This is a genomic window from Amycolatopsis sp. NBC_01286 (genome assembly GCF_035982555.1).
In the GTDB taxonomy this organism is placed as follows: domain Bacteria; phylum Actinomycetota; class Actinomycetes; order Mycobacteriales; family Pseudonocardiaceae; genus Amycolatopsis.
On sequence record NZ_CP108428.1, the window covers coordinates 6,968,164 to 6,980,897 of the forward strand.

At 70.4% G+C, this 12,734-nt stretch carries 11 protein-coding genes; 4 read left to right on the top strand and 7 right to left on the bottom strand.

Translation table 11 applies throughout. The features are described 5' to 3' along the window. Window positions 1-151 precede the first annotated feature (151 nt). The 4 genes from OG570_RS32850 to OG570_RS32865 form a co-directional block, all read right to left on the bottom strand. On the bottom strand, window positions 152-2,479 hold the full coding sequence (locus OG570_RS32850; protein WP_326952936.1) for a beta-L-arabinofuranosidase domain-containing protein: 2,328 nt from the start codon (window positions 2,477-2,479) through the stop codon (window positions 152-154). 608 nt (window positions 2,480-3,087) lie between these two features. Next, window positions 3,088-3,270 carry a hypothetical protein gene (locus OG570_RS32855; RefSeq protein ID WP_326952937.1) on the bottom strand — a complete coding sequence of 61 codons (183 nt, stop codon included), beginning with the start codon at window positions 3,268-3,270 and terminating at the stop codon, window positions 3,088-3,090. A gap of 390 nt (window positions 3,271-3,660) precedes the next feature. Beyond that, on the bottom strand, window positions 3,661-4,560 hold the full coding sequence (locus OG570_RS32860) for an NADP-dependent oxidoreductase (RefSeq protein WP_326952938.1): 900 nt from the start codon (window positions 4,558-4,560) through the stop codon (window positions 3,661-3,663). Window positions 4,561-4,656: 96 nt separating this feature from the next. After that, window positions 4,657-5,535, bottom strand: coding sequence for an NmrA/HSCARG family protein (locus tag OG570_RS32865; protein WP_326952939.1), 879 nt, complete (start codon window positions 5,533-5,535; stop codon window positions 4,657-4,659). A 208-nt stretch (window positions 5,536-5,743) separates the two neighbouring features. Here OG570_RS32865 and OG570_RS32870 point away from each other — a divergent pair, with 208 nt between their 5' ends. Together OG570_RS32870 and OG570_RS32875 are read left to right on the top strand one after the other, a co-directional pair. Then, window positions 5,744-6,544, top strand: a complete 801-nt coding sequence (locus OG570_RS32870; protein WP_326952940.1) for a helix-turn-helix transcriptional regulator — start codon at window positions 5,744-5,746, stop codon at window positions 6,542-6,544. Between the two features lie 271 nt (window positions 6,545-6,815). Then, on the top strand, window positions 6,816-7,283 hold the full coding sequence (locus OG570_RS32875) for a hypothetical protein (protein WP_326950076.1): 468 nt from the start codon (window positions 6,816-6,818) through the stop codon (window positions 7,281-7,283). Between the two features lie 7 nt (window positions 7,284-7,290). Here the strand turns inward: OG570_RS32875 and OG570_RS32880 are convergent, their stop codons facing one another. Genes OG570_RS32880 through OG570_RS32890 form a run of 3 tightly spaced genes read right to left on the bottom strand, consistent with a single transcriptional unit; the run spans window position 7,291 to window position 10,122 of the window. Continuing rightward, window positions 7,291-8,046 carry an ATP-binding cassette domain-containing protein gene (locus OG570_RS32880; protein WP_326950075.1) on the bottom strand — a complete coding sequence of 252 codons (756 nt, stop codon included), beginning with the start codon at window positions 8,044-8,046 and terminating at the stop codon, window positions 7,291-7,293. After that, window positions 8,043-9,011, bottom strand: coding sequence for an ABC transporter permease (locus OG570_RS32885; protein ID WP_326952941.1), 969 nt, complete (start codon window positions 9,009-9,011; stop codon window positions 8,043-8,045). The genes OG570_RS32880 and OG570_RS32885 overlap by 4 nt, the downstream gene beginning before the upstream one ends. 13 nt (window positions 9,012-9,024) lie before the next feature. Next, window positions 9,025-10,122, bottom strand: coding sequence for a substrate-binding domain-containing protein (locus tag OG570_RS32890; protein WP_326952942.1), 1,098 nt, complete (start codon window positions 10,120-10,122; stop codon window positions 9,025-9,027). Between the two features lie 185 nt (window positions 10,123-10,307). Between OG570_RS32890 and OG570_RS32895 the strand changes: the two genes are divergently transcribed. Continuing rightward, window positions 10,308-11,630 carry an enolase C-terminal domain-like protein gene (locus OG570_RS32895; protein WP_442788206.1) on the top strand — a complete coding sequence of 441 codons (1,323 nt, stop codon included), beginning with the start codon at window positions 10,308-10,310 and terminating at the stop codon, window positions 11,628-11,630. Window positions 11,631-11,676: 46 nt separating this feature from the next. Next, window positions 11,677-12,723 (top strand): sugar ABC transporter substrate-binding protein, encoded by a 1,047-nt coding sequence (locus OG570_RS32900; RefSeq protein WP_326952944.1) that lies wholly within the window; start codon window positions 11,677-11,679, stop codon window positions 12,721-12,723. The last annotated feature ends 11 nt before the right edge of the window (window positions 12,724-12,734 follow it).

The window sequence follows — 12,734 nt, forward strand, 5'->3', positions numbered from 1 at the left end:
TGACGACCACTGCCGTGCGGTGTGGCTCCGCGCAGCACGCGCGCAATCCGACCCACTCATTCCCTTTCGCCGCGCGGTTTGCGGGTCGGTGGCGATGGACGCGCGGTGCGGGTCGCCCGGCCGGGGTCGGCGCTTCGCCGCCTGCGCGGCTTCAGCCGTTGTGCACGATTCGCCAGCGGGTGGCGGCCGCGCCGTTGTCGGGGCCTTGGACGGCGAACGCGCCGGTGGCCGTCGAGTTGTTCTCGATGGTCAGCAGCTTGCCGCTGTTGACGTTGCGGATCTTCGCCGTCCCGTCGCCTTGGTCGAGGACGGTCCAGCGGTGGTCGGCCGTGCCGTTGTCCGACCACTGCAGGACGCGGGCGTTGTCCGCCGTCGACATGTCCAGGACGCCGAGCAGCTTGCCGCTGTTGGCGTTGCGGAATCGGACGGTTGTCCCGTCCGTGATGACGTCCCAGTTGTGGTCGGCCGTGCCGCTGTCCGACCACTGCAGCGCGCGGCCGCCGTCCGCGGTGGACATGTTCTCGATGCCCAGCACCAGCCCGCTGCCCACGTTGACCAGCCGGCTCGTCGTCCCACCGGAGCCGCCCCCGGTGTTCCAGTAGACCGTGTAGTTGAAGCCCTGCGCGTCGTGGAACGGCACCAGGTTGACCGACGAGCCGTTGGCCTTCGCGCTGAAAGCGAGTGCGGTGGTGCTCGTCCGCGTGACCGAGTTCGGGTCGAGGGACGGCAACGCGCCGAGCGTGCTGCTGCCGTAGTTGCCGGCGAGGACCACCGGGCCGTAGGTCACCGCGGCGACGTTCGCGTTGTCGTTGGCTGCCTTCAGGGCGACCTTCATGGGCAGCCGGACGGTGACCGTGTCCCCCGAGGCCCACGACCGCGACAACGTCGCGTAATTGCCGGGCGTGGCGGTCACGTTCTGCGCGACGCCGTTGACGGAGATGGTCGCTCCGGTGGCCCAGGCCGGAATGCGGATGCGCATGGCCCAGGTGCCACTCACGCTCCCGCCGACCGTCAGCGTGGTGATGTCACTGGCCGGGTACGACGTCGTCTGCGTGACGGTGATGCCGCGCTGGGTCCAGGTGAGCACCGAAGGCAGGAACAGGTTCACGATCAACGTCGTGTCGCTGTAGAAGTAGATCGAGTCCGCCAGTTTCGTCTGGGTTTCCAGCCCGCTGCCCTGGCAGCACCAGAACGAGTTGTAGTCGGTGCTCCACGTGCCGCCGCCCCACGCCGGGCCGAGACCGCGCCGGCCGCCCGGGTTGAGGGAGCTGAAGTAGGTGACGTGGCCGTGGCTGTCGGCCGGGTTCTGCTGGCCGATCATCTGGTTGAGCAGAGCCCGCTCGTAGTAGTCGGCCAGGTCGGCGCGATCCGGGTAGAGCGCGATCAGTTCCCGGGTCAGCTTGAGCATGTTGTAGGTGTTGCAGCTCTCGCACGTGTCCTGGTTGAGGTACCCGGCGATGGCGTTGGGCGCGCGGAAGTGCTCGGCCTGGCTGTTGCCGCCGATGGCGTAGGTGTGCGCGCCGACGGTGATGTTCCACGCGTTGGTGGCGATGTCGCGGTAGCGCGTGGTGCCCGTGGCCTTGTGCTCCCGCGCGGCGCCGATCCACTTGGGAATCTGGGTGTTGGCGTGCAGGCCGCTGAGCTGATCCCGGTTCGCCGCCAGCGGGTCGAACACGGCGGCGTGGTCGAACCGCTGCGCGACGGTCAGCCATCGTGCGTCACCGGTGTACTGGTAGAGGTCGGTCAGCACCGCGTTCATGCCGCCGAACTCGGTGCCCAGCACGGATTGCTGCTGCGCATAGCTGAGCCGGCCGGTACGCCGGTCGACCCACGCCGCCAGGCTCAGCAGCACGTCACGGGCTTGGGTGCTGTCGACGTACCGCCAGACGTCGAGCAGGCCCGCCATCGTCTTGTGGATGCAGTAGTACGGCACGTTGCCGTTCGACAGGCGCCCGGCCTCGAGGTTGTCGAAGTCCGACTCGGGGAAGCCGGACAGGTACCCGGCGGTGAACCCGGCGGCGCCGTTGTTGGCCTGGCACTTGGCCAGTTCGGCGACCATGGAGGTGGCCTTGTCCCGGCACGTCGTGTCCCCGGTGACCGCCCACAGCTGCGCCCACGCCGTGAGGAAATGCCCCTGCACGTGGCCGCGGAACGGGAAGTCCGGCGCGTCCCAGCCCCCGTTGGTGGCGGCGCCGCCGGTGGAGAGCCGGTGGTTGGCCCGGAAGTTGTAGAGCAGCCGGCCGACATCGACGAACCGCAGGTAGTTCTGCGTCCGGTTCTGGTTGTCCAGCCACCGGCTCGCGGTCAGCCGCACCTGACCGAGCTCGAACGGGAACGCGGACACCCCGGCCTCCGATCGGACCGGACCGGTGGCGGCGCCGGCGGCGGGAGCCCACCCGAAGGCGGAGCCGGCCGCGGAAACGAGGGCGCCGGCGCCGGCGGCCTGCAGCAACCGCCGCCGGGTGAAGGATGAGGTCACCGGGTTCTCCGTTCGGCAGGCATGGGAACGGAGGCGGACGTTAGTGCTGACATTCGTGTCTGTCACATACTGCGCGGCCGCTCGTGCTCCTGCGGGCCGACGATTACCGGCTCGTTCGCTGTTCAGGCGCGGTGACCACGGCAGGACAGGTCCGCGGCGGCGGGTGAAACTTACCCGGGCCGAAGCAGACGCTGACCGCCGCACGCCCGCCTCCGCTCCGGCAGGCGTGCACGGTCCGCGGGACCGGCTGTCGATCCAGCTCACCCCGTCGCTGCTTCGTGGTCGACGCCCGCCCGCCGCGCGTCGGCGCGGGTTCACCCGGTGCCGCGGGGCAGACGCCGGCTGCCCGTCGGTGAGCGTGCGGACGCTCCCGCCCAGCAGCAGACTGCCCGCCTTGTCGAGGACCGCAGTGGCCAGGCGCTTCGGCGGAGCAGTCAGAAGGTGTGAACGTAGACGCTGAGTTGCTGGAGCGGGCACGGTGTGAGGATCGGCGGCATGCGCGCCCGGGCACGATAAGCAGGGTCGCGGGAGGCGCTACGAGTTCCTGCGAGGCCCCCAGGCCTGACGCCGTCGGGGCTGGTCCGCGTTCATAGGACCAGCCCACGTCGTCACGGCGGTGGGAGGACGTCCGCGACGTCGGCGACCTGCTTGAGGAACGCGTCGGATGGGCGGCCTTTGATCGGGTCGGTTTCGGCGATGACGACCAGCTTCCCGTCCAGCCGCGACCGGTAGTGCTTTCCGGTGAAACGAAAGCCGCCCGCTTCGAGAATCTCCGTTGCGAACGGAGCCACGCAGGAAGAACTGCTGAACCTGTCCGAACGACTGGACGGCGCACCGCAGATCGTTCTTGATCTCCTTTTGCCGGAACGGGAGCCGGCGGAACTGCGAGCACCTTTCCTGCACCGGTTCGCGTACCCGGCCGGCGCGGTGCCGCTCCGGGGCCGATGACACCGCGGCCGGTACGCCGACTCTCGGGCGTGCACGTGCGCGGCTTGACGGATTGCCGCCGTTGATCACACGACGGAAAGGTCTGCCGGTCAGCACCCGCGCTCGGTGACAAGCGTGGTAGCAGGCCGTTCGGCTGGCAGCAGGTGCTGTGGGACGGCCTCGGTGACCTCGATGAAACGGTAGCGCCAGGACCGTGACGCGCTGCCGTCGTGCCTCCCCGGCCGGGCGCTGAGCTACGGCCGCAGGACGAGCTTCCCGCCGGCGTGACCGCTCGCGCTCAGCTCCTGCGCCTTCGCGGCGTCCTCCAGCGGAAGGCTCTGCGCGACGCGCACCGTGAGCTTGCCGTCGGCTGTGAGGCGGGCGTACTCGCCGAGGCGGGAACCGAACGGGGCGCCGGGGCCGGAGAAGGTGACGCCCAGCTCGGCGGCCTTCGTATCGGCGATGGTGATGATCCGGTCGGTGCCGCCGCGCAGGTCGATCGACACCTCCAGGTCGCCTGCCCCCGCGGCGTCGTACACGGCGTCGATGCCCTGCGGTGCGGCCTCGCGGACCCGGTCGGCGAGGCCGGCGCCATAGGCGACCGGGATCGCGCCCAGCGAGCGCAGGTAGCCGTGGTTGCCGGGGGAGGCGGTGCCGATGACCGTGGCGCCGCGGGTGACCGCGAGCTGAACACCGACGGCGCCGGTCACACCCGCGGCTCCGTGCAGCAGGAGCGTGTCGCCTTCCCCGACGCCGAGGGCGTCGAGCACGCGGACCGAGGTCTCGACGGCGACGGGCACTGCCGCGGCGAGGTCCCAGCCGAGGTCTGCGGGCTTCGGGCCGAAGTCGACGGCCAGCGCGTGCTCGGCGTACGCGCCGGTGACGGTCCAGCCCAGCACCTCGTCACCCACCGCGACGCCGGTCACGCCTTCGCCGACCTCGTCGACGACGCCGGCCGCCTCCAGGCCGGGGATCACCGGGAACGGCGGCGTCACCTGCGGCCGCCACCCGTTGCGGATCTTGGAGTCGAGCGGGTTGACCCCTGCCGCCACGACCTTCAGCCGCACCTGCCCGGGTCCGGCGTGCGGCTCGTCGACCTCCTGGAGGCGGAGGACTTCCGGGCCGCCGAACTCGGTGTAGGTGATCGCCTTCATGTCCTGCTCCAGTGCTCGTCGCTCTAGGTGGAAGATCAACTTGGCCGGGACCGGCGGCGGCCGCACCGGCACTTCGGCCAGTTCCGGCTCGGAGGCTCAGGAACCCGCCACGTTCGCGGGCGCGGTCCAGCCGGTGGATCGGATCCACGCGGCCAGGTCGAGGGTGGCCGGCTCGATCGCCCGCACCACCGCAAGATCCGACGGGTGTTCCGCCGCCTTCGCGAACTGGCGGAACATCGCCCTGTCGAGGTCGCTGGGAAGCACGCTCAACGGGATGGCCTCGTACCGTGCCGGGAGCCCGGCGCGCGCGCCGAACGCCGCGGCGATCTGGGGGCCCGTCAGCTCGTCGCCGACGAGCTCGACGGCTCCGCCGGGTGCCTCCGCGGTGTCGAGCAGGAGCGCGGCGGCAACCCGGCCGACGTCCCTGAGCGAGATCATCTTCAGGGCGACGTCCTCCGGCAGCGGCAGCTTCACCACGATCTCGCCGTGCTCCAGGCTCGGTACCACTTCCTCCATGAAGGGGGTTGGGCGAACCATCGCGGCCCTGAGGCCGGACTTCTTCAGGTGCTCCTCGATCGAGTGCTTCGAGTCATGGTGTGGCACACCCCGCTCCCGGTCCGCGCCGAAGACCGAGTTGAACACGACATGCGGGACGCGTGCCTCGACCGCCGCGTCGACGAGCGCGGTGCCGATGCGGATCTCCGTCTCGACCTCTTCGAGGCTGTTCGCCTCCGGGGTCATGAAGGAGAACCCCTCGACCGCCGTCAGCGCGGCGGCCAACGACGCCGGGTCGTCGGTCCGGATGGCCGCCAGCTCGACGCCGCGGGCGGCCAGCGCCTGAGCCCGGTCGGACTGCGGGTTGCGGACCAGGGCCCGCACCGGGGCCTTGTGGTCCAGCAGCGCGTCGACCACCGCCCCGCCCTGTCGCCCCGTCGCGCCGAAGACCGCGATCGTGCCGGTCGTCTGTGCGCTCATCGCTGCCACCCTTCACTCAGGGCGTGAGCGAAGTGAGCACGAGTCCGGTGTTGACCTCGGCGGTCGGGGGAGGACGACGCGGGCGCGGCGTCCTCGAGCTTGATCTGTTGTGGCATGTCTCTACGGTGCGGTCTGCGGCGCCAGGCGCGCCACCGGTATCGCGCCAGGTTCTCCCGATAACCCGCCAGTGTCGGGTAGCGTCGATCGCGTGTCCGACCCCAACGGCGAGCCGAGCTTCTGCACCGACGATGCGCCGTTGTCGGCGCCGCTGGCCCATGGCTCCGAGGTGACCGCGCACTTCCACGACCACGGCCAGCTCCGCTACGCCGCGCGTGGGGCCCTGGTCACAGCCACCCAGGTGGGCACCTGGGTGGCGCCGGCCAGCCGGATCATGTGGGTGCCGCCCTTCGCGGTGCACAGCAGCAAGGCGTACGGCGAGACGGAGATCCGGGTGCTGTCGCTGCCCGTGACGCTGACCGGACAGCTGCCGGCCGAGCCGTCGGTCTTCGTGGCGAGCGCGTTGCTGCGCGAGGCCTATCTGGCGCTGATGAGCGAGGGCGAGCCGCTGGAGAGCCCCCGTGCGCGGCTGCTGATCGACGTCGTACTCGCCGAGCTCGCCCGCGCCGCACAGGAGCCGCTGCGCCTCCCGGAGCCGAGCGACCGGCGTCTCAAGGCGGTCACCGACCTGCTCCACGTGGACCCGGCAAGCCCGGCGACCCTGGCCGAGCTGGGCCGCCGCACCGGCGCCGGCGAACGCACCCTGAGCCGGCTGTTCGGCAGCGAGCTGTCGATGAGCTTCCACCAGTGGCGCACCCTGCTGCGCATCCAACGGGCGCTGGTCGAGCTCAGCGACGGCGCCTCGGTCACCGCCACGGCGATCCGGCTGGGCTGGTCGAACCCCAGCAGCTTCATCGACGCCTTCACCGAGCTGGTCGGTCAGACACCCGGGGGCTATCGCTCATCGGCTCGGTCCTCCGGAGCTCCCACGGGGGAGAGGTTGGCGGGGTAGCCGCAGTTCCTGGCACCAGCACCCGGCGGATCTCGGGCGGAGCGCCCTCGACGCGCAATGCGGTCAGCCGGTCCCGCGCGCTGTGCACGACGCGCGCTCGCCTCGGCAGGCTCGTTGACCTGCACGGACGTGCGTCCGGCGAACGAGCCGCTCGCCGAGGCCGCCACGAGGAGTTCGACGTCCTGGACGGGGGTGACGTGCAGGCGGGGCGTCTCCCCGTCCGGGGACCGGTGCGGCGGGCGGGAAGTCGCCGGCCGGGCGGATCGTCACGGTGACCAGCGGTGGCCACGAGATGGGGCGGCTGCACCTCGACGACCTCGCCTTCGCGAACCGGCGCTACCGCCGCTGGCGCGCCTACGCGCAGACGAAGCTTTCACGGTCGAACTCCAGCGGCGGCCGCGGGAGCACTCGCGATCGCGGTGGCCGCGCACGCCGGTGCCGCGGCACCGAATTCGGCCGCGACAGCGGGGGTCTCATGCGGGTGCTGTCCGCGCGACCCCTGCGGTGGGTGCCGGCGCCGCTCGTCACCACCGCGGCCGAGGGCGCGTTGCCCACCCTGCGGGCCGCGGTCGATCCCGAGGCGCGAGGTGGCCACCTGTACGGGCCCGCCGGGGTGCACGGCGTCAAGGGCCGGCCGGAACGGGTCGAGGTGTCCGCCGCGGCCCGCGACGAGGTGGCGGGCGCGACGCTGTGGGAGCGGTGCGAACAGCTCACCGGCGTGCGCTACCCGCTGCCGTGACCGGGAACTAGGACTCGCCGTCGAGGCGGTACTCCGCGTTCACCAGCTCGAGGAGCTCGGCCACCGAGGTGTCCGCGGACCGCCGGTCGAAGGTGATTTCCCCGTGCTGCAACAGGTTCACCCGGTCGCAGACGTCCATCACCTGCCCGTAGTTGTGGGCGATGAGGATGATCGCGATGTCGCCCCGCTGCTTCAGTTCCCGCAGCAGGCGCAGGATCACCGCGCTCTCCTTGGCCCCCATCGCGGCGAGCGGCTCGTCGAGCAGCAGCAGCTTCGCGTTCGAGTACACCGACCGGGCCACCGCGATTGCCTGCCGCTGGCCACCGGACAGCATGCCGACTTCGGCGGTCACCGACGGGATGTTGATGCCGATCGAATCCAGGGTCTCCCGGGCGCGGCGCTTCATCTCGCGGCGGCGCAGGAACGGCAGCGGACGGTGCGTCAGTTCGCGGTTCAGGTGCAGGTTCAGGTAGACGGGCAGGTCGTTGACCATCGCCAGGTCCTGGAACACCGTCTCGATGCCCAGGGACCTCGCGTGCACCACCGACTTCAGCGTGATCGGTTCGTCCTCGAACAGGATCCGCCCGCCGTCCGGCTGGTGGTAACCGGTGAGGATCTTGATCAGCGTCGACTTGCCGGCACCGTTGTCCCCGATGAGCCCGAGGATCTCGCCCCGCCGCACGCGCAGGGTGACGTCGGTGAGCGCGTCGACCGGGCCGAACCTCTTGCTGACGCCCTCGATCCGGATGACCTCGCCGGTCACGTCAGCTCCCGGGATCCGACGCGGTTGCGGGCGACGATCAGCGTCACGTTCAGCACCATGGCACCGAGGATGGCGGCGCCGAGCACCAGGTTGAACGCGTTCGCGCTGACGCCGGTGAGGTTGAACCCGTCGAACACGATGCCGAGCAGCAGCGCGCCGAGGAACGCGCCGACCACCGTGCCGGACCCGCCGAGCAGCGCCGTGCCGCCGATCACGGCCGCCGCCACCGCGAAGAACATCGTGGTGAACCCGCCGTTCGTCGGGTCGTACGAGCCGACCCGGGTGCCCTGCAGGATGCCGGCGAGCCCGGCCAGGGTGCTGGTGACCGCGAAGTTGACCACCTTCACCCGGTTGACCGCGATGCCGGACTCCGCGGCGCCGACCGGGTTGCCGCCGGTGGCCTGGGTGTGGATGCCGAACCGGGTCGCCGAGAGCACCACCTGCATGAGGACGACCACACCGACGGCCCACAAGAACTCGCTCCAGCGCGACCCGCCGAACACCTCGACCACCCAGCCGTCCTTCGGCGCACCGACCGGGCGGGCGTTCGAGATGATGAGAACCAGGCCCTGCAACAGGAACGCCATGCCGAGGGTGGTGATGAACGAGGGGATCGTCAGCACGGTCCGGATCAGCCCGTTCACCACGCCGATCAGCGCGCTCACCACGATCGCGCCGAGCAGCGCGAGCCACAGCGGCCAGCCGTTGACGGAGAACAGCGTCAGCAGGAACGGGGAGAGGGTGAACACGAAGCCCGCGGACAGGTCGATCTCCCCGCAGATCAGCAGCATCACCTGCCCCGCGGCGATGATCGACCACGGCGCGACGTACTGCGCGATCGTCTGGTAGTTGTCCAGGGAGTTGAACGCGTCACTGGTCGCCGTGAAGTAGATCCCCGCGGCGATCGTGACCAGCAGGATGCTCAGTTCCTTGACCCGCATCACGCCGAGCAGCAATGACCTCACCGGTGCCGCCCCGCTACCGGCTCAGCACCGAGGCCGGCGGCAGGGGGATCGAACCCGGCATGGCGATCACGTCCTTGTTGTCGCCGCCTTCGAACCTGCTGCGAGCCGTCGCGTACGGGCCGACGTTCTCCTTCGTGACGAACGTGAGACCGGTGTCGGTGACCGGCGGCGCGACCAGCGTGCCCGACAGCCGGAACAGGTAGAGGTAGAGCACCGACAGGAACCCTTGCAGGTACGGGGACTGGTCGATGGTGAAGTCGAGCGCGCCGCTTTTCACCCCGGTGACCGTGTCGTCGAGCAGGTCGAACCCGCCGCCGCCGATCTTGCCGGACAGGCCGCGGTCGGCGATCAGCTTCGCGCACGCGGCGGTGCTGCCGGCGTCGACCGCGTAGATCCCTTTGACCCCGGTGTTCCCGGTGTACGCGGCGGTCATCGCGTTGAGCTCGCCCGCCTGCTCGGCGCCGGTGTTGACCGACCGGACGCGCACGCCCGGCGCGGCCTGCTTGAGCGCGTCGGTGATGCCGTCGAGCCGCGGCTGGACGTTGTTGCCGCCCGGCTGGGAGATGCCGACCAGGATGTCGCCGGAGGTGACCTTCTGCCCGATGCGCTGTCCCATCCGGAAACCGGACAGGTACAGGTCCTGGCCGACGTAGGTGAGCGGGTAGTTGCCGGCCGCGTTGGCGTTGTAGGCGATCACCGGGATGCCCTGGCCCAGTGCCCGCTTGGTGAGGTCGACGAACGCGTTGTCGTCGGTCAGCGCGACGGCGATCCCGTCGGCCTTGCCGGTGATCGCGGTCTCCATGGCGCTCGCCATCTGGGCGACGTTGCCGTTTTCGGAGCCGGTCCACTGTGGCTCGGGGACCCCGAGCAGGGCCGCGGCGTCGGCGAGCCCGGTCCGCGTCGGCACGAAGAAGGAGTTCGTGGTGACGTGGTTGACGAACACGAACCGCCAGCCCGGCGTGCCCGGGAAGGGGCCGGCGTGACCGCCGTTCTGGGCTTCCTGGACGCCGGTGCACGCCGCGAGCAGCGTGCTCGCGGTGATCGTCGCACCGCCCGCGCCCAGGTACCTGAGCGCGGTCCTCCGGGAAGTGGTGCCGGTTCCAGCTCTCATCGTGACCCCGCATTCATCGCAGCGGCAGTGCTTCGTACGACGGGTCTCTCGTGGTGCGGCATCAACGACGGTAGCAGACGTATGATGTCTCGACTAGGTTCTTGCGGATCCGACCGCGCTTCTGGACTTTTCGGCGGCAAAAGCGTAGCCATACGTATGTTGTCTCATCGTTCGCTTGGTGAGAGGTGGCGGACTTGCCCGAAGTGATCAGCGCGATCGAGGCGCTCGACGTCCGCTTTCCGACGTCGCTGGACCTGGACGGTTCGGACGCGATGAACCCCGAACCCGACTACTCCGCCGCGTACGTCACCATCCGCACGAGCGCGGGGGCGGAGGGGTACGGCCTCGCGTTCACCGTCGGGCGCGGCAACGACGTGCAGGTCGCCGCCGTCCGGGCGCTGGTGCCCCTGGTCGCGGGCATGCCGGTGGACGACGCCCTCGCCGATCTCGGCGGCTTCTCGCGCCGGCTGACCGGCGACAGCCAGCTCCGGTGGCTGGGTCCCGACAAGGGCGCGATCCACATGGCGGCGGCCGCGATCGTCAACGCCGTGTGGGATCTGCGGGCCCGCCGCGTCGGCAAGCCGGTCTGGCGGCTGCTCGCCGAGCTGCCCCCGGCCGAGCTGGTCGACCTGATCGACTTCCGGTACCTGAAGGAAGCGCTTACCCGCGACGAAGCGCTGGACATCCTCCGGCGTGCCGAACCGGGCCGGGCGGCTCGCCAGGCGGACCTGCTCGCGTCGGGCTATCCGGCCTACACCACCACTCCCGGCTGGCTCGGTTACTCGCCGGAGAAGCTGGCGGCGCTCGCATCGGCGGCGGTCGCGGACGGGTTCACCCAGATCAAGCTCAAGGTCGGGGCCGATCTCGACGAGGACGTCCGGCGGCTGCGGCTGGCGCGCGAGACCGTCGGCCCGGACGTGCGGATCGCGATCGACGCCAACCAGGCGTGGGGCGTCGAGCAGGCCATCGCGTGGATGCGGCCGCTGGCGGAGTTCGACCCGTACTGGATCGAAGAACCGACCTCGCCCGACGACGTGCTCGGCCACGCCGCGATTCGCCGTGCCGTGGCGCCGATCAAGGTCGCCACCGGCGAGCACACGCACAACGCGGTGATGTTCAAGCAGCTGCTGCAGGCGGAGGCGATCGACATCCTCCAGCTCGACGCGAGCCGGGTCGCCGGCGTCACCGAGAACATCGCGATCCTCTTGCTGGCCGCGAAGTTCGGCGTGCCGGTGTGCCCGCACGCCGGTGGGGTCGGGCTCTGCGAGATGGTGCAGCACCTGGCGATGTTCGACTTCGTCGCGGTGAGCGGGACCCGGGCCGACCGGGTCATCGAATACGTGGACCACCTGCACGAGCACTTCGTCGACCCGGCACGCGTCGAGCGGGGGAGGTACCTGGCGCCGTCCCGGCCGGGCCTCGGCGCCCGCCTGCACCCCGAGTCCCTGGCGCGCTACCGGTACCCCGACGGTCCGGTCTGGCGCGCGGGAGCGGTGGTGGTCGCGTGACCACCGGCCCGAGAGTCCTTCCGCAGCCTGTCAATGAGGAGAGGTCATGAAGATCCGCTACCTGTGCTCGGCCGCGCTCGTCGCGGCCGGCGTGCTCGCCGGTTGCAGCGGCGGGGGCACCACCGCGTCCGGCGGCACCGTCATCGGCGTCGACTACCCCCGCTCGGACACCGACTTCTGGAACGCCTACATCAAGTACGTGCCCCAGCTGGCCGGTCAGCTGGGACTGGAACTCAAGACCACGAATTCGCAGAACGACGTCGCCACCCTGACCGCCAACGTGCAGACGATGATCAGCCAGGGCGTGAAAGGTGTCGTCATGGCGCCGCAGGACACCGCGGCGATCATCCCGACGCTGCAGCAGCTGGCCGGGAAGAAGATCCCGGTCGTGTCCGTCGACACCCGCCCCGACCAGGGCGACGTCTACATGGTCGTGCGGGCGGACAACCGCGCCTACGGGGAGAAGGCGTGCCGGTTCCTCGGCACGAAGCTCGCCGGCCAGGGGAAGGTCGTGATGCTGCAGGGCGACCTCGCGTCGATCAACGGGCGGGACCGTACCGAGGCCTTCAACGACTGCATGAAGCAGAACTTCCCCGGCATCACGGTCTTCGGTGAGGCCACCAACTGGGACGCCGGCACCGCGGCCCAGAAACTCCAGACCCGGCTGACCGCGAACCCGGACATCAAGGGCGTCTACATGCAGTCCAGCTTCGCTCTCGCGGGGACGTTGCAGTTGCTGAAGCAACGGGGCCTGCTCGTGCCGGCCGCCGACCCGAAGCACGTGTTCATCGTGTCCAACGACGGGATTCCCGAGGAGCTCGAGAAGATCCGCGCCGGCGAGATGGACGCGACGGTCTCCCAGCCCGCGGACCTGTTCGCCAAGTACGCGCTGCAGTACGTCAAGGACGCCATCGCGGGCAAGAAGCCGGTGCCGGGCAAGACCGACCACGACAGCACCATCGTGGCCATCCGCGACGGCCTGATGGAGGACCAGCTGGCCGCGCCGCTGGTCACCGCGGACGGGGCCACCTTCGGCCCGGTCGCGAGCGTCAAGGTCGACGACAAGTCCCTGTGGGGCAACAGCAAGAGCTGACCGGCTTCGGA